Origin of the sequence: Nodosilinea sp. AN01ver1, from assembly GCF_050565655.1 — a bacterium.
GTDB lineage: Bacteria > Cyanobacteriota > Cyanobacteriia > Phormidesmidales > Phormidesmidaceae > Nodosilinea.
The window spans coordinates 1-17,284 of sequence record NZ_JBNXVS010000010.1 but is presented as its reverse complement, the minus strand read 5'-3'; the positions used below and the strand labels follow the sequence as shown (position 1 = coordinate 17,284).

General features: G+C 62.6%; 11 protein-coding genes and 1 pseudogene. 6 read left to right on the top strand and 6 right to left on the bottom strand.

Features of this window, described 5'->3' with window-relative positions:
• Nucleotides 1-87 precede the first annotated feature (87 nt).
• Nucleotides 88-5,568: a translocation/assembly module TamB domain-containing protein gene (locus ACQ4N7_RS10410; protein WP_430711538.1), complete on the bottom strand. Its 5,481-nt coding sequence runs from the start codon at nt 5,566-5,568 to the stop codon at nt 88-90.
• A gap of 217 nt (nt 5,569-5,785) precedes the next feature.
• Between ACQ4N7_RS10410 and ACQ4N7_RS10405 the strand changes: the two genes are divergently transcribed.
• From ACQ4N7_RS10405 to murQ, 3 genes are read left to right on the top strand one after another with little or no spacing between them, the layout of a single operon-like run.
• Nucleotides 5,786-6,220 (top strand): DUF3110 domain-containing protein, encoded by a 435-nt coding sequence (locus ACQ4N7_RS10405; protein WP_430711537.1) that lies wholly within the window; start codon nt 5,786-5,788, stop codon nt 6,218-6,220.
• 11 nt (nt 6,221-6,231) lie between these two features.
• Nucleotides 6,232-7,164, top strand: coding sequence for a DUF4870 domain-containing protein (locus tag ACQ4N7_RS10400; protein WP_430711536.1), 933 nt, complete (start codon nt 6,232-6,234; stop codon nt 7,162-7,164).
• A gap of 54 nt (nt 7,165-7,218) precedes the next feature.
• Nucleotides 7,219-8,157 carry an N-acetylmuramic acid 6-phosphate etherase gene (murQ, locus tag ACQ4N7_RS10395; RefSeq protein ID WP_430711535.1) on the top strand — a complete coding sequence of 313 codons (939 nt, stop codon included), beginning with the start codon at nt 7,219-7,221 and terminating at the stop codon, nt 8,155-8,157.
• Nucleotides 8,158-8,187: 30 nt separating this feature from the next.
• On the opposite strand, the gene ACQ4N7_RS10390 is transcribed toward murQ, so the two are convergent.
• Both ACQ4N7_RS10390 and ACQ4N7_RS10385 read right to left on the bottom strand, forming a co-directional pair.
• The gene (locus ACQ4N7_RS10390; RefSeq protein ID WP_430711534.1) at nt 8,188-8,748 is read right to left on the bottom strand and encodes a pentapeptide repeat-containing protein; all 561 of its coding nucleotides are present in this window, start codon (nt 8,746-8,748) and stop codon (nt 8,188-8,190) included.
• Nucleotides 8,749-9,259: 511 nt separating this feature from the next.
• Nucleotides 9,260-9,991 (bottom strand): rhomboid family intramembrane serine protease, encoded by a 732-nt coding sequence (locus tag ACQ4N7_RS10385; RefSeq protein ID WP_430711533.1) that lies wholly within the window; start codon nt 9,989-9,991, stop codon nt 9,260-9,262.
• A gap of 329 nt (nt 9,992-10,320) precedes the next feature.
• On the opposite strand from ACQ4N7_RS10385, the gene ACQ4N7_RS10380 reads away from it, so the two are divergent.
• A complete protein-coding gene (locus ACQ4N7_RS10380; RefSeq protein ID WP_430711532.1) occupies nt 10,321-11,748 on the top strand; it encodes a hypothetical protein in 1,428 nt (475 codons plus the stop codon).
• Nucleotides 11,749-12,033: 285 nt separating this feature from the next.
• Nucleotides 12,034-13,617, top strand: coding sequence for a glycosyltransferase family 39 protein (locus tag ACQ4N7_RS10375; RefSeq protein WP_430711531.1), 1,584 nt, complete (start codon nt 12,034-12,036; stop codon nt 13,615-13,617).
• 79 nt (nt 13,618-13,696) lie between these two features.
• Here the strand turns inward: ACQ4N7_RS10375 and ACQ4N7_RS10370 are convergent, their stop codons facing one another.
• The 3 genes from ACQ4N7_RS10370 to mtnA form a co-directional block, all read right to left on the bottom strand.
• On the bottom strand, nt 13,697-14,320 hold the full coding sequence (locus ACQ4N7_RS10370) for a molybdenum cofactor guanylyltransferase (RefSeq protein WP_430711530.1): 624 nt from the start codon (nt 14,318-14,320) through the stop codon (nt 13,697-13,699).
• Nucleotides 14,321-14,360: 40 nt separating this feature from the next.
• The gene (locus tag ACQ4N7_RS10365; protein ID WP_430711529.1) at nt 14,361-15,077 is read right to left on the bottom strand and encodes a hypothetical protein; all 717 of its coding nucleotides are present in this window, start codon (nt 15,075-15,077) and stop codon (nt 14,361-14,363) included.
• A gap of 125 nt (nt 15,078-15,202) precedes the next feature.
• A complete protein-coding gene (mtnA, locus tag ACQ4N7_RS10360; RefSeq protein ID WP_430711658.1) occupies nt 15,203-16,285 on the bottom strand; it encodes an S-methyl-5-thioribose-1-phosphate isomerase in 1,083 nt (360 codons plus the stop codon).
• Between the two features lie 230 nt (nt 16,286-16,515).
• Here mtnA and ACQ4N7_RS10355 point away from each other — a divergent pair.
• Nucleotides 16,516-17,284 (top strand): annotated as a pseudogene (locus tag ACQ4N7_RS10355) (GMC oxidoreductase); the annotation flags it as partial.

Genomic DNA, 17,284 nt, shown 5'->3' with positions numbered 1-17,284 from the left:
GCAAGCGAAATGGGCCGGGTGACATTAACCCCCACGGCTTTAACCTTACAGGGAATAGAGGAAGAAAGGCAGCGTCATTCCCCGGCGCTAAAACCGAAATTCTAGAACCGCCCCCGTATTTTCGTTAAATTGCTCGTAGCTGGTAATGGCCCGCAGCGTAATCTGGTCGTTGATGCGGTAGCGTACGCTGAAAACAGCGGGGGTGACGTTGGTAAACACCTTTTGCACCGACACCGAAATGCTGGGCGAGAAGTTGTAGCCGATTTCGCCCCCGATATCGACAGCACCGCCCTGGGGGTTGCCCGGCGGCGAGGCCGAGAACAGGCGCAGATCGGTGCGCTCTAGGCCCGATCCCAAAAGGTTTTGCAGGTTGTTGAGCAGGGCCGACCCAGCAAAGGCCAGCAGCCCCTGGAACCCGTCGCCCCCGCCCGACACGCTGCCCAGGGTTGACTCTAGAGCAGCTAAAAAGCCGCCGCTAATCAGCGCCACAATTTCGCCTTCCGAGCGGGGAGGCGTGCTCTCTAGCTCAACCCCCTGCAGGTTGACCACCCGGCTGACCCGACCGTTGACGTTGGCGCGAATGCGAACCGTTTGCACCCCGGCCTGGGTCAGACCCAGCTGGTCGATTCTAGACTCGCTGATTTCGTTGCGGGGGAAGGGGGAGGCGGTAGAGAGGGAAGCGCCAGCGGCAGCGCTATCGGGAACCGCCGCCGACAGCGTGGCCACCAGGTAGGGGTCAATGGTGTCGTCGAGTTCACTAAACTCGGCGTAGTTTTCGTCCCCGGTTAACCGGAACTCGGTCGTCAGCAGATTAATGCGGCCCGAGGGCAGATCGATGCGGCCAACGGGCTTGATATTGGGGGCGGTACCGATTAAATCTAGGGTGCCCTCAGCTCGCACATCGACAATGCCCGGAATCGCGAGCCGAACATTGTCAGCCAAAACTAGCTGAAAATCCTCCAGAATGGGGGGAATGGGGTCAAAAATACGGGGTTCGCGAGTGGGGGCAAAGGCTGTTGGTGCACCACCCCCTTCGTCTACCTCGGGTAGGGTAATCAGGCCGTCAGAGAGCATGACCTCGCCATAGACGAGGGGCGGCAGCAAAAATACGCTGCCATCCACCACGACATTGCCATCCACTCGCCCCCGGTAGGTACCAGCGGGGTTGCGCAGGTCGAGGGCGATATTGTCGAGGGTGACGCGAAAGGGATTGTCGGCCTCAGAGCCATCGGCCTCGGCAGACAGATCACGTCTGTCAAACAGACCTGGGGCCAGATCTTGCACCGAGGGCAGCAGCTTGAGATTGCCCTCAGCCACCACTTTGCCGTTGCTAAAGTCGCCCTGCAGGGTTTGAACATCGAGCACCAGACCGCTGGCATAGACCGAGCTGGCCAGGCTGGTAGCGGGGCTTTCAACCACCCGAATGCTGCCCTGGATATTGGTCAGCGGTTCGGGCAGGCTGCGGGCGCTGATGGTAACGTCCTCAAAATCGGCCTGACCAGTGACATTGAGCGTAGTCAGCGCCTCCTGAATAGACTGATTGGTCGGCCAGCGGCCCTGAACCGCCAGGTCGAGATTGCCCATCCCCGACTCCCAGGCGATCGCCTGGGTAAACAGGTTGATCAGGGCAAAGCCGTCGTCGCGCATTCTCAGCGTGATGTTGACCGTATCGGTCTCGGGCTGCTGATTGAGGCCGGGCAGGGTCAGCGGCACGCTGGCCACCAGCCGCAGCGGATCTTCGACTTCCTCATCCACCGCCACCCGGCTGATCAGGTTGAGGCGGGCGTTTTCGTAGCTAAAGTTGGCGGTGGCCAGGTCAATGGTGTTGCGGTTGATGGTCGCTTCGTTGACCGCCAGCTGACCCCGCACCTGCGGATTGGCCAGGCTGCCGGTGAGGGTAGCGCCCAGGTTCATCAGCCCGTCGAGGTTGTCGGGCAGTCGCAGGGGCTGGCGCAGGGCGTTGAGAGGGACATTGCTGACCTCTAAGCGCATGGTGCGGTTTTCGGCATCGTCGGGGTTGAGGCTAAACTCGCCGTTGAGGGTGGCCAGGGCAATCCCCTGCTGAGTCGTCTCTGAGAAATCCGAAAAGTTCGATCGCACACTGACGGGGTCGAGCTGAATAATGCTGTCCTGGTAGCTGCCCTGGGCAATCACCTCGTCAAAGCGGTAGACGGCACCGTTGCTGCCGTCCGGTTCGCCCCAGACCCAGTTGGTCCCGGCCAGGTCAAAGGTGACGTTGAGATCGTCGGGAACGGCTCCGCTGGCGGTGACGGTGCCGGAGAAATTGCCGGTCAGCTCTTCGAGCGGGGGCAGCGGCGCAGATTCGGCCTGGGCCGCCAGAATGTCTTGCAGCTGCTGCACTTCGGCCAGGCGGCGCAGCTGATCGAGCAGGCTGGCATTGCTGTCGCCCACCGGGTTCACCTCCTCTAAAGAGGCCACCTCCGCCGGGGTGGCGGGGCGGTACCAGTCGGGCGGGCTGAGCAGGTTGGGGCGAAAATCAGTCCATTCAAAAATCAGCAGGGTCTGCAGCAGCTCTTGAATCTGGCCGTTCTCAACCACCAGTTCGCCATTGATTTGGGGCGTTTCGCCCAGGGCGTAGGTGCCGCTGGCCAGGTAGCGGCTGAGGCCATCAGCCGACTCCAGGCTGAGCCCCACCAGGCCAATCACGTTGTTGGCAAAGGTAACATTGCCCCGCAGGCGACCGTAGCGGGTCACCTCCAGCGGCCGCTCGGGGGCGTTGGGGTCGATGGCGGTCAGGGTGGTTTCTGAGGGCAGCCTGATGTAGCTGATGCTGGGGTCTTGCACGTCGAAGCTGGCCCGCAGCGTCGACCGGCGCAGGTCGGCGACGATCTCAGCGGAGGTGATCAGACCGTCGAAGGTGCCAATGCCGCTGGTGCCCGCCTGGGGCAGCCGCAGGTCACCAATGGGCAGATTTTCGACGGTGGCATAGAGAATGCCGGTCTGGGTATAGCCTTCGGCCAGGGCATCGCCGCTGCGCACCTCAAAGGTGAGGTCGCGGTCGCCCTCGGCGGTGGCCACATAGACGCGATCGCCGCCGCCGGTCAAATCGACCGCCAGCGGGCCGCCCTGGGTATAGGCGATCGGCCCCGTCAGGGGGGAGGCGAAGGCGAGATCCCCAGCGGTGAGGCCCACCAGCGAGGCGTCGCCGATCAGTGTCAGCGCTCCGGGCCACCCCCGCAGCCGCCCGTCAAAGAACGCGTTGCCCGCCAGGGGAATGATCTCGGGCAGCGGCAGCGCCGCCAGGCTGTAGCCGTTGACATCGAGGTTGAGATCGAGGTTGGCGATCGCGGGCGCACCGGCACCGCTGAGCTGGGGCGTGATTACGCCGTTGGCCTGTAGCCCCGCCGTGCTGGCCCGCTGTACCAGAATCGACTGACCGTTCCAGGCCAGCTCAGCGGTGAGGGGCTGCCGCACCTGAGCCAGCTGGGGGGCACGACTCGCCGCCGAGGCCAAGCCATCCGACAGCACCAGCTGCCCCTCGCCTCGCACGCCGGCCAGGCTGCGGGTATCGGTGCTGCCCCTGAGCTGAAAGCGGCCTTCGGCAGTGCCCTGCAGATCGGGGGCAAAGGCGGCCAGCTGCAGGTTTTGGCCCCGCAGGTCGGCCACCCACTGGCCGCCATTGAGGCTGGCGCGGGTATTCACCGTACCGCCCGCCAGCACCGCCTGGGCCACCCCCTGCCCCTGAATGCCGCTCAGGCCGCCCGCCAGGGTGCCAGAAAACTGGGCGACCCCGTTCAGCACGCCGTCTACACCCGCCCCCAGCTGGTCGAGCTGCACGGCATCGGCCCGAATGGATGACTCCCACTGGCGGCTGTTTAGGCCCAGGCTGCCCTGGCCGACCAGGGTGCCCCCGGCCACCTGCACAAAGGTATCGGTAAAGCGCAGGGTATTGTCGGCCAGGCGCAGATCGCCCCGGGCCGGGTAGTCGCCCGCCGGAGCCCGCCAGCTGGCGGTACCCGTGAGCTGGCTAAAGGGTCCACTGACCTCACCTTCTAGAAACACCGGCCCCAGAGCCACGGTGTCGGGCAGGCCGTAGGGCTGGCCCAGGGCATTGGCGGGCAGGCGATCGCCCGTGAATGAAAGCGCCAGCTGCCCCGGTTCGCCAAAGCTGTAGAGCCCGCTGCCGTTGAGCGAGCCTCCGGCCTGGGGCAGTGCCTGAAAGCTGTCGATCACCAGGTCGCGTCCCCTCAGGGTGGTGTTGGCTTCGACTGATGTGAAGGCGACTTGATCAACGGTGATGGGGCTTTGGGAGATAAAATCGGTGGCGATAACGGGCCGCCGCAGCGGTCCGGTCATGGTGACGTTGGCGAGGAAAGTGCCCGTCGTCGGTACCGGCAGCGCCACCTCATACAGCTCAGCCAGCTGCTCTGGCCTGAAGGGGTTGACCTGGCCGCTCAGGTCGTAGCCCCCGTCGATGTCGAGGGTGCCACCCGCTTTAGCCGTCAGCTCGCCCAGGCTGGCCGTTACCCCTTCAAACTCAAGCACCCGGCCCCGAAACCGCACGTCGCCCTCTAGATTTTGCAGGGGTTCTGGCAGGCCGCGGGTAATCAGCGAGGCGTCCTCGACCCGCGCCGTACCCACCACGGTGGCCGGGTCGCCGCCGCCGCTTTCGATATCGACCTGGCCACTGACCACGCCTGTGGGAAACTGCACGGGCAGCGGATTCTCTAGAAATGAGTCGAGCAGGGGCAAAATATCGGTCGCCCTGGCCTTCTCGGTGCGCAGGTTGAGCTTGGCCTGCAGGCCGGGGCCGGGGACTTCGGTGGCGTCGGCGATCGCGCCAGAGTCCTGGGGCGGGGGCAGCAGAACGACGCCCTTAACCTCAAGACTGCCGCCCTGGATGGAGTTGCCGCTGAGGGCTAAATTTAGCTGTCGGGTTTCTAACGGAGAGTTGGGATCTGCAGGAACGTCAATGAAGGTGTCGCTAAACTGAAGCTGCCCGTGCAGATCGGCGATCGCCACCCGCACGGGCTCCGCGTCCCCCTCAACGTAGGGCACCATGGTGAGCTGGCTGTCGCTGACGTTAATTGTTTCGAGGTCAACGGCAATAAACGGATCGCGATCGGGATCTCGCTCCGGCAAATCGATGTCGAGGTTAAACCACTCGCCCTCGGCATTTTGCTCCAGGTAAAGCTCCCCCTGCTCCAGAGTGAGGGTGAGCGGCAGCTCTCGCCGCCACAGGTCGAGCAGGCTAAAGCGCAGCTCAACCGCTGCCAGCGACAGAGAATCTGGATCGGTCGCCGTCGGGGGAATGGTAGACGGCCCCACCCGCACTCCGGTCAGCCCAATCTGCTCAAGCGGCCCCAGCTCAACCGGACGGTTCAGAGTTTCAGAAAGCTGTTCAGACACCCAGGGAACGAGGTTATTGCGGCTCCACAGCCAACCGCCCAGCACCGTGCTGCCGCCCAGCACCAGTAGCCCAGACCCAACCACCAGGGCAGACGTTAGCCAGGGTTTGCCACCGTCTGGTTTTGGTGCTTGAGGAGGCTCTGGCTTCTGAGCAGACTCCGGTTCCTGAGACGACTCCGAATCTTGAGAAGGGGTCATACCCGTTTACGCTACCGCAGAACACCCAACATAGTAGTGAACTCCCGAAACTTCTGCCCACCATCCGTAATGAACTGATGGATTTCTTCTCGTTGGGGGATGCACGGCTATGCCGCCATTTAGTTTCTAAAGACGTAGACGGCAGCCGGGGTAACTTTGTTCGCGCTGCGATCGCCCGGTAGAGTAAACAAGGTAATGCTGTATGTGAGATAGGGCTATGGTGGTGTACGTGCTGTTGTTCAACGCCCGCACCGATAACGAGGGCATCCACGCCGAAACCATTAACGGGCAAAATCTAATTCTGATGTTTGAGCATGAGGACGATGCCACCCGCTACGCGCTGATGCTTGAGGCCCAAGACTTTCCGGAGGCCACGGTGGAGGGCTTCGAGCAGACTGAAATCGAAGAGTTTTGCGAATCGGTCGGCTACGGCTATCGCCTGATTCCTGAAGGGACGCTGGCGGTGCCCCCCGAGTACAACCTGGACGAACACCTCTGGGACCCCGACCAGCCCAACCCCGACCTCCAGCCCAAAGATGAGTCCACTGAGCGGCCCAGTGAGCGCCCCAGTGAGCGGCCCGATGAAGCGGTCGGCGGCCTCTCCCAGGCCGAACTCGATCGCATGCGGCAGCAGCTTGAGAAACTGCTCTAGGCTGGCCCGCTATGACCACCCCTCTCGCTACCCTGATTGACCGCGCCCGCCAGGGCGATGCCCGCGCGATCGCCCGGTTGATTACGCGATCGCTAGCCGCCCAGGGCGTGGTAGCCCAGGGGCAGTGGCGGGGCACTCAGCTCTACCTCGACCTAGAGTCAGAGGCCGTCATTGACCAGCGCCAGGTGGTGCCGCAGATTCGGCGCGGGCTGCTGCGCCTGGGGCTCACCTGCCCAGTCGATAGGGTGTGGGTAACGGCCCGCCGCATCGGCTGGGCTGAGGTCACCTGGCAAGAAAGCTTTAGCCTTGAAGGGGCGCTATTTTCCCCGGAAGGCGCTACGGCCGGACCACCCGGCGACACCTTTGCCAATGCTTCGGCGGTAGCCCCGCTCGACTCGGCGGGGGCAGCTGTCCCCGCGCCCAACCCGACCCTACCTAGGGCCGACCGTTTTGACGACCGCTTCGAGGCCGACCGCCCCTCCTCAGAAATAGCTCCAGAAGCGGCCCCAGAAGCGGCTCCAGAAACGCCCCCAGAGATGGCCCCTTCAGACACGACCCTGGTGGCCCTGGCCCATCTCGCGCCGGTCTTGAGCTATCTGGTGCTGGGCAGCCAGTGGCTGGGGGGCTGGCCGCTGCTGTGGGGTGGTTCCTTTTTGCTGCCCTGTCGGGTCGTGGCTCCCCTGGTGCTGCTTTTGGTTAGAGGTACTGGGGCCAGCGCGGCCTCCAACGCGGCCTACGTTCAGCAGCAGGCCAAAGCCGCCCTCAACTTTCAGCTCACGATGTTTATTGCCTGGGTTGTTACCCTGGCGCTGATGTTTGTTTTGGTGGGCTTTTTGCTGGTCGTGCCCCTGGCCCTGTTTGAAATTGTCAGCTGCATTGTGGGGGCCGTGCGGGCGTCGGAGGGCAAGCCCGTCAACTACGTCGCGATTCGGTTTGTGCGCTAGGTGCGCCAGCGCTATACATTAGCGGGAGTGTTTGTTGACTAAGAGATGCCGCCTGTGCCCGCCAGTTCTTCTGTTCACCCGCCCTCAGACCCCGCCGATCGCGGTCATTTGCTCACCGAGCAGGCCAACCCCCGCAGCGCCCAGCTCGATCAGCTCAGCGCCCTTGAGCTGGTTGACCTGTTTAACCAGGAAGACCATCGCACCCTGGCGGCGATCGCCGCCGCGCGCGAGGCCTTAGCCGCTGCCATCGACGCGGTAACAACGGCTCTGGCCCAGGGCGGGCGGCTGTTTTACATCGGCGCGGGCACCAGCGGTCGACTGGGGGTGCTGGATGCGGCGGAGTGCCCACCCACGTTTTGCACCCCCCCAGAGCTGGTGCAGGGCATTATCGCCGGGGGGGCCGGGGCGCTGGTGAAAAGCTCTGAGGGGCTAGAGGATGTGGCCGAAGACGGGGCCGCCGCGATCGCCAATTGCAACCTGCAGCCTCAGGATGTGGTGGTGGGCATTACCGCCGGGGGCACCACGCCCTACGTGCGGGGGGCGATCGCCGCCGCCCGCCAGCGGGGCGCAACCACCGTGTTTATGGCCTGTGTACCCGCCGACCAGGTGCCCACCGAGGCCGATATCGACATTCGCCTGCTGGTGGGGCCAGAGCTACTGGCCGGCTCAACCCGGCTCAAAGCCGGGACGGTGACCAAAATGGCGCTCAATATTATTTCCACCGGGGCAATGGTGCGCCTGGGCAAGGTCTACGGCAACCGGATGGTGGATGTGGCCGTTACCAATACCAAGCTGCGCGATCGCGCCCTGCGCATTCTCTGCGACCTCACCGACCTAGACCGCGATGCCGCCGCCAACCTGCTCGATCGCAGCCACCAGCAGGTCAAGCTAGCACTGATGATGCACCTGGGCGGGCTCGATGCCGACGCTGCCGCCCAGCGGTTGGCCCAGCACGGAGGGCATTTGCGGCGATCGCTGGAGGCCGAGGGATGAGGAGATGAGGTGGGTAAGGAGGATGGGGAGCTAGCGGGTGGAGGACAGCTCAGGGGGCTGGGGGTCAGCTTCATCGATCCAGGCGCGATCGAGGCGAGCCCCTTCTAGCTGGGCTGCTGCCACCGCTGCGCCGCGCAGGTTGGCCCCGGTGAGGTCGGCCCCGCGCAGGTCGGCCCCGCGCAGGTCGGCCCCGCGCAGGTCGGTATAGCTGAGGTTGGCGTTGCGCAGGTCAGCGTTGCGCAACGTGCTGTGGTGTAGCGTTGCCAGGCGCAAATCGCTGCAGCGCAGGTCGGCCCCAGACAGGTCAATGTGGCTCAGCTCGGCCCGAATCAACACCGTGCGGGCCAGATCGGCATTCTCTAAATTGGCCCCCCGCAGGTTGGCTCGCCACAGGTTACAGCCGCTCAGCTTGGCCTCACTCAGCCTGGCCTGATGCAGGTTGACCGACACCAGATTGGCCTGACTCAGGTTGACACCGGGCAGCTCCAGCCCCGGCATCCAGGCCTCGTGGAAGTCGAGGTGGCTAAAATCGCGACGCCCCGTGGCGTACAGCTCTAGCACCTGGGCCATGGTGACAGACTGACTATTCATAGAACCTTCTTCACCCACCCGACATTACTCCAACCGACTCGGCGGCCTGCTCACAACGCGCATGCCACTTCCTGTGGACAGCAACCAGCATATTACTGAATGTTGCGCATTTGTAAATTAATGTAACAATTCCTCATTCCTGTTGCAAGGGGAGGAGGGAGGGTGAGGGGATAAGGAGGGTGAGGGAGGAATGGGTGCTGAGACTTTTTGGTATTTGGGCTTCATACCAATCGTCCATGCCGCCGGCGCGGCACCCCCAACAATGAAAATATCTACAGCCGTTCCCTGAACAGAGTCGCTGGTGAAGCCGCCCCAAAGGGGCTAGGGAACGGCTATTTTTAGGGCAAATCCTATCTGTATACGCACGGCTTGCAGGGGCATTGCAGTGCAATGCTCCCTACGAGGTATCGGCTTCAAATCGGGGTTGTACGACTCGGATTTGGTATCAGGCTATCGAATTGAAAGAGTCAGGATCGCATCCACCCATCCACCCATCCACCCATCCACTCCCTCACTCCACTCCGGATCTCTGAGCGGCAATCTCCGCATCGGTCTGGCTAAAGAGGCCAAACAGCGGCCCCAGCAGGGCACCAATGGCAAAGCCGCCAGCGTGGGCCCAGTAGGCGATGCCGCCGCCTTCCATGCCGATCATGGCGGGGGCACCGAGGCTGGCGAAGCCGTAGACGGCCTGCTGCGCAAACCAAATGCCCAGGTAAAACAGGGCCGGAATTCTCAGCGGCAGGGGGAATGGCCCCAGGGGCACGATGGTGAGAATGCGTACATCTGGGAAGCGAAAGATGTAGGCTCCCATTACGCCTGCGATCGCGCCGCTGGCCCCCAGCGATGGAATGCTTGACCCCATGGCAAAAAACCACTGGGCCAGGTTGGCCAGCGTGCCGCACAGCAGGTAAAACACCAAAAACCGCAGGTGCCCCATCTGGTCTTCGACATTGTTGCCGAAAATCCACAGGTAGAGCATGTTGCCGGCCAGGTGTAAAAAGCCGCCGTGGAGAAACTGGCTGGTCACGACCGTCAGCCATTCTTCGGCATTAATGGCTGAAACGCCGGTAGTCAGACTGGTTGAAAATTCTGAGGGCACGACCGCCCAGGCGTGGAAAAAGTCGTTCAGGCCGTAGGTAGGCAGGCTGAGTTCGTAGATAAAAATGACGATGTTGAGCACAATCAACCCGTAGGTGACGTAGGGTGTACGCTGACCTGGGTTGTAGTCTTTGAGGGGTACCACCGGTTACCTCGCTATTACTGGGGACAATGACGGGAGACAGCCCCACTATTGCAGAGTGTTTAAAAAAATAAAATCCTCCCCTGGTGGGCCTTTGGGTAGAGCGATCGCGCTGTTGGAGAGCATATAGAGAGCACAGTGCAATCGTTTTTTGAGGCCGACTGAGACGGTAGGATGTCGGCTCGCCTTTCGGCCCCATCCCAATTGACCATGCCGTTGGCACGGCACCCCCAACCTGGTCGCGCGATTTTCTAAACTGTAGCTAGGGCGTATCGTCACCGATCTACGGGCGTCAGCCAAATCTTTTTACTACCCGCGCCCTGATCACTGCCATGACTTATCTCCTCACCTCCCGAGGCGGGCTAACGGCATCGATGATGCTGGGCGTTTTGCTGACCTGCTGCGCCGGACGTTCTAGCCCCCTGGCCACCAGCACTAGCCCTACCAGCCCGGCGATCGCGGCCCCCGTTGCCGCCAGTGACCCCTGGTACCAGGCGGTGGGCGAAGCCAACCAGGCGGCCCAGCTGGCCGCCACGGCCACCACCGCGGCCCAGTGGCACCAGGTGGCCGGGGCCTGGAGTCGAGCGATCGCCTTAAGCCATGATCTGCCCACCGATGACCCCCGCCAGGTCTTTAGCCAGCGCAAGGCGCTGGAGTACCAGCGCAACCTCTACCTGGCCCAGCAGCGGTTGGCCCAGCAGGGGTTGCCCCGCGCCTTTCCGGCTCTGGGCAGCGATGTGCTCGACGAGCAGGTTAGCCTGTACCGCGCCTACGTGGCGGCCCAGGGACCGCCGGATGTGCTGATTGTGGGCAGCTCGCGATCGCTACAGGGCGTAGACCCCCAGGTGCTACAGCAGGCGCTGGCCGTACAGGGCTACCCCGGCCTCAAGGTCTACAACTTTAGCGTCAACGGGGCCACCGCCCAGGTGGTGAGCTTTGTGACCCGGCAGCTGCTGGCCCCCGACCTGCACCCCAAATTAGTGATCTGGGCTGAGGGGTCGCGCGCCTTCAACAGCGGCCGCTTCGATCGCACCTTTGCCGAAATTCTCGCGTCTCCAGGCTATGCGGCTGTCCGCGACGGGGCGGCGCTGACTCTGCAAAACCTGGAGAAATCGCCCGCTTCAGCCGAGGCCGCTTCTGGCCCCAGCTCAGAAGCCAATTCAGAACCCAGTTCAGAGGCCGCCCCTGACGAGACCGCCGAACCCGAGCATGGCACGGTTCCCCCCAGCCCAATCAATGCCCAGGGCTTCCTCGCCGTCAACGACCAGTTCAACCCGGCGGTGTATTACCGCAGCTTTCCTCGGGTGCGGGGGCTGTACGACAACGCCTATCGGCCCTTTCGCCTGGATGGGGTGCAGACGACCTCCTTTGAGGCTCTGACCCAGTTTCTCAAGAGCCAAAACATTCCCCTGGTGTTTGTTAATTTGCCCCTCAGCAACGACTACCTGGACGGGGTGCGGCTGGGCCACGAACGCCAGTTTCAGCAATTTTTGCAGGGCTGGGCCAACCAGGGCACCCTCACCCTGGTCGATTTGCTGGAAGAATGGCGCTGGCAGTCGCACCTATTTGCCGACCCCAGCCACGTCAACCGCTACGGGGCACGAGAAGTGGCCCGCCTGATTGCCGCTGACCCCCGCATTCCCTGGCCCAGTGCCGCGCCTCCAACACCTGAAGCTATTCCTTCAGACAGTGACGCTGCGCCCGAGACCAGGCCAGCCAGCCCAGCCGACTCTACGCCTCAAGCAGACAGCGAGGGTTAGCTCTGGGATGGTGGAGCCCGTGGGTCTAGCCGGGAGATTTGAAATATCCAGGTTACCTGACCTGGGGAACACCGCCAGGTTGCCAAAACATCAGCAGGCAAAGACACTATTGCTGCGACCAGCGCTATTTTTAATCAAAGCCCTGGGGCGTTTGACCTGAGGCTGCAATCGCCCTCTCGGGGCCGCTATCGCCTCTGCGCAGGCGTTGGTAAAAGTATTGCGATCGGGCCGGATGCTCTAGACTCGGATTGCTACATGTGCCCCTAAGCCTGCGGCGGAAGGTTGATGACTGTACAGCAATCGTCGCCCCCCACTGCATTTCCCCAGGCGTCTGGCCTAGCGCTCTGGCTGGCGGCCCTGGTCACCCTGGGCATTGTCTTCCGCTTTGCTCATTTAGATCGCCAGGTCTACTGGCACGACGAGGCCTACACGTCGCTGCACCTGTCCGGCTATGCGGTGCCTGAGCTAGAGCAGGCGCTGTTGACTGGGCAGCCCGTCACGGTGGCCGATCTCCAGCGGTTTCAGCGCCTCAGCCCCGAACGCAGCGTGGCCGATACCGTAGCAGTGCTGGCCACCTACGACGCCCAGCACCCGCCTCTTTACTATGTCTTGGCGCGGCTTTGGACCGGGCTAGTGGGGGATTCTGTCACCGCCATTCGCGCAGTTTCGGCCCTGCTGGCCCTGCTGGCCCTGCCCTTTGCCTACTGGCTGGGGTGGGAACTCTTTCGATCGCCGCTCCATGCAGCCCTTCTGACTGGGCTGGTGGCCATTTCTCCGTTCCACAGTCTCTATGCTCAGGAGGCGCGGGAATATGGCTTGTGGACGGCCATGGTGCTGTTTTCCTGTGCGGTACTGCTGCGGACCTTGCGCCACCCGTCGCCCCGCTGGTGGGCGATCTATGCCCTCAGCCTCACGCTGGGGTTATATACGTTTCTGCTTACGGTCTTGGTGATGCTGGCCCACGGGCTGTACGTGCTGGCGATGCAGGGCTGGCGGCTGACTCGCCCCCTGGGTCAGTACCTGCTGGCGACAGCGGCCAGCGGGGTGCTGATTACACCCTGGCTGGTGCAGGTAGCCAATCAGTCCTCGCGGGTGATGGCAGCGACAGCCTGGCTGGGCCAGCCGCGATCGCTGCCAGAACTCATGCGATCGTGGATTGCCGATATCGGTCGCGTTTTTGTGGACTTTAACCTTGGCTCTGACGATCCGCTGCGGCTGTCGCTGCCGATGGTGCTGGGGCTGGCGGGGCTGGTTGGCTATGCGCTGGTGGTTTTGGTGCGTCGAGCACCCGTTGCGGTGTGGGCCTTTGTCGTCTTGCTGGGGGGCGTGACCGCCCTGGGCATGATTCTGCCCGATGTGCTGTGGGGGGGCCACCGATCGAGCATTAGCCGCTATCTGATTCCCACCTGGCTGAGCCTGCAACTGGCGGTTACCCACTGGATGGGTCTGGTTCTGACCACGAACATTGCCGGTAAGCGTTGGCAAAGGGGGGCGATCGCCCTGCTGCTGGCAGCGGCAATTCTATCGAATGGAGCTATTCTACAGGCCGATACCTGGTGGACTAAGTACAGTAGCCAGACTCAGCCTGCGATCGCCGCGTTGATCAATCAATCGCCCCAGCCGCTGCTGGTGAGCAGCAGCTACGGAACGAACATCGGAGAACTGCTATCCCTCAGCCATGCTCTGGCCGATACGGTCACCCTGGTGCTGGTGCGCGAGCCGCAGGTGGTGCCGCCTCTCCCGACGGGCTACAGCGACCTGTTTCTGTTCAACCCGTCGCCCCAGCTCCAGGCCACGCTACAGGCTCGGGGCTACGCCCTAGAGGTGATCTACGAACCGGGCCTGCTTTGGCGGGCAAATAGCCGCTGACCCTGGTCAGCAGTTCTCGCTATACCTCATTGCACCGGGGACTTTGGCCGTTAAGGGCAGAGACTTCGATGAGGTCTACCTAGGGCTTTGTCGCCCGCTGCCACTGCTGCAACTCGGTGGGGGTGTTGAGGTTGGCCAATAGAGCATCATCCACTGCTGGTATTGGCTGAACTAGATTCTGGTTGAGCCAGCCCTGCAGCGATCGCGTTGAAGATGCGATCGCATACTGTTGCAGCGACCCCAGCGCCGCCGTACGGTAGAACCCGCACAGGGGCTCCCAGCGGTGCTGGCGCTGGGGCAAGTAAGCCAGGTAAGGCAAAGGGATGGTGTCCAGTTCGGTACGCCAGGTGCCCAGGGCCACTACCGTCAGGTTGGGCATGTCGCAGGCCAGCACCAGCACCCATTCGGGGGTGTCCTCAGGCCGATCTCGAAACCAGGTCAGCGCCTGCACCAGCGCCACCAGCGGCCCCTGGCAGGTTTCGCCCAGGTCTGGCGGCTCGACGATAAACTGCACCGAGGCGGGTACCAGAGGGCGGTAGCGATCGCCCCAGGGCGTTACCACATATACCGCATTGGCACAGGCGATCGCCACCCGACAGGTGCGCTCGATCAGCGTCTCGGCTCCTAGCGAAATCAGCGCCTTATCGTGGCCCATGCGGGAGCTGCGGCCCCCGGCTAAAATCACAGCGGCCAGGGTGGTCATGGCTGGGCCTCACCGTCCATCATCAATACGGTCAGCACCGTCATGCTTTGCCCTTAGCAACGGTGCCCTGGGCCAGCCTGCGGAGCCGGGCCGCATCGGCTTCGGCCAGCCCTTTAAAGAAATAGATCACCCCAGTCAAAAAGGCCAAAGCCATGTAAAACAGGCGAATACCCCAGCCAGCCCCGTCAAAAATCATTGAGAATACGCCGGGCTCAATGCCGCTGAAGCGGGTCAGCTCTGAGCGAAACCACTTTTGGTCTTCGGCCATGCGCTCTAGCTCGTCTACGGTGGCGGGCAAAATGGGCATGCGGGTCGTGGTGGTGTAGTAGCCCCAAAACCCCTGGCTGCCGCCCTCGCGGCTGAGGGCCTGGTTGGCCAGGGCGGTAATTTGCTGGCGGGTCAGGGTTGACTCGGCGGTAAGCTGGCTGAGCCACAGCTGGTGCCGCAGCCAGTAGCTGCTAAAAAAAACCAGCGGCAACGCCACCAGTAGAGCAATTGACTTTAACCCCAACGAGGTTTTGGCCGGTAGGTGATGGGTGGCGCTGCCCAGCCCAAAGCCCAGTACCGCAAACAGCACAATGACGCTCAGCTCAACGATCTCAAGGCTCTTAAGCCAGCCCCCCAAGATGGGAATCGGGTGCAAAAACACCTCGGCGGCCCAGGTGACTAAAAACCTCACCCCAATCACAGCAGCAGTTACGGCAAAAACCGTCAGCAAATACCTGGAAACGTGGGCTGGGGGGCGCAGGGTAGGCATGGCTGGGGCTTATTGAGACGGAGATTTGGGGCAACGATCCTCCTAATCATAATGATGTGGAGCAAAGGAGCGGCATTTGCTCTAGAAAAATCAATGGTTGTGCTTATAACAAAGATATAGTGGCGTTACTTCGCCTGCAGCTCGCTCAGCTGGTGCGGAGAAAAGGCTCCCCGCTCGGTCACAATCGCGGTAATGCAGCGAGCCGGAGTGACATCAGAGGCAGGATTATAGAACTCAGCCCCGCTGGGAGCAGTAATCCGCTGACCGCCCTGAATAGCGCTCTGAGCGTCGCCCAGCTGATAAATTTCCTCGTGGGGATGCTCGGCGATCGCCATGCCCTCTCCGGTTGCCACCCTGAAATCAACCGTTGATACGGGGGCCGCCACCACAAACGGAATGCCGTGGGCCTGCGCCACCAGGGCCAGGCTATAGGTGCCAATTTTGCTGATCGTGTCGCCGTTGGCGGCAATGCGATCGGCCCCGGCCAGCACAGCGTGAATCAGCCCCTTTTGCATACAGTGGGCGGCCATGCTGTCGGTAATCACCGTCACCGGAATGCCCTCCTGCACACATTCCCAGGCGGTGAGCCGCGACCCCTGAAAGGTGGGGCGAGTTTCGGCGGCATAGACCCGCTCCAGACGGCCCGAGTGCCACAGCGATCGCATAATGCCCAGCGACGTGCCGTAGCCCGAGGTGGCCAGCGCTCCGTGGTTGCAGTGGGTCAGCACCGTCAGCTTAGTTGGGTGCTGCGGCAGCACGCCGACCCCGTAGTCACCGATCGCATGGCAAAGGCGAAAATCTTCTGTTTGAATGGCCTGGGCCTGGGCCAGCAGCTGCGCCCTCACCTCTTCTATCGTGGCGCTGGAGTGATGCACCACCCGCAGCATGGTGTCTACCGCCCACTGCAAATGCGCTTTGTCGGGCCGGGTCTGCTTAAACTGGTCGCCGATCGCCTCAATCCGCTCCCAAAAGGCGGTGGGGTCGTCGGTGTGAATTTCGGTGGCCCCCAGATACAGGCCGTAGGCCGCCGCAATGCCCATGGCCGAGCCACCCTGGACAATGCCCGATCGCAGCGATCGCACCACGTCGTCGCAGCGGTGAATCGACACAATGTTGTAGCGCTCCGGCAGCTGCCGCTGGTCAATCAGCACCAGGTGGTCGTCTTGCCAGAGCACGGGGTAAACGTGGGTATCGCTGGTGGCAATCATGGCGGCTGGGGGAAATACGAGGACGGCGGCACGTGCCATGACTCTCAGTATGGAGGTTTCTTCGCCCCTGTCAATTCATTTCTGTGCCCTTCGACTCCGCTCAGGGCACAGATCCGCTCAGCCTAGGAAAGGCGGCGGCGATCGCAACCAGTTGATCACGATCACAATTCTCTATCCGGAGCCTAACTGATCCCCATTGGAGGTTAAAGCGACACCCCAGGAGAGCCCCCATGTTTACCCTTCGCTTCGCCACCGCCGACTACCGCCCCGATCGCCAGATCACAATTCGCACCAACCTCGACAACTGGGCCAAAGACATCCCCGGCCTCTACGAAAACGGGGCCTGGCGCTTCGAGCTGCCCGCTGCCCGCTACGGCGGCGGCTTCACCTTTAAGTTTGTGCTGGAGCGCACCTACTGGCAAAACGGCCCCGACCTGTTTTTGCAGCCCGTCTCCGGCGGCGACTACCTGTATGCGGCCCCTGTGGTCACCTTTCCGCCCATGACCGAGGTCGTGGTCGAAAACACCAATCTTCAGCAAGAATTCTTTCCGCCCAACCTCGACGAGAACCGTCTCTACGACGTGATCGTGGTGGGCTCCGGCATTGGCGGCGGCATTCTGGCCGACCAGCTCTCCGACCTGGGTCTGGATGTGCTGGTGCTGGAGGCGGGCAGCTACCTGTTCCCCACCCACACCGCCAACCTGCCCCGTCAGCACCGCGTTGGCCAGTTCGACAAGCACGTCTGGAACCTCTACGAACGCTTCAAGGTACAGAACTTTGCTAACGGCTTTGGCTCCGCCTTCGACGGTGGTCAGGCCTTTAACCTGGGCGGCAAATCGCTCTTCTGGGGCGGCCTGATTCCCCGGATGGCCTGGTGGGAGCTCGATCGCTGGCCCCGCAGCCTGCGCTGGTTTCTCGAAGGCGGCGGCTACCAGCAGGCCGAAGACCTGATGAACCGCGTGCCCCCACCCCCCCCCCCCCCACCCCCCCCCAACAAAC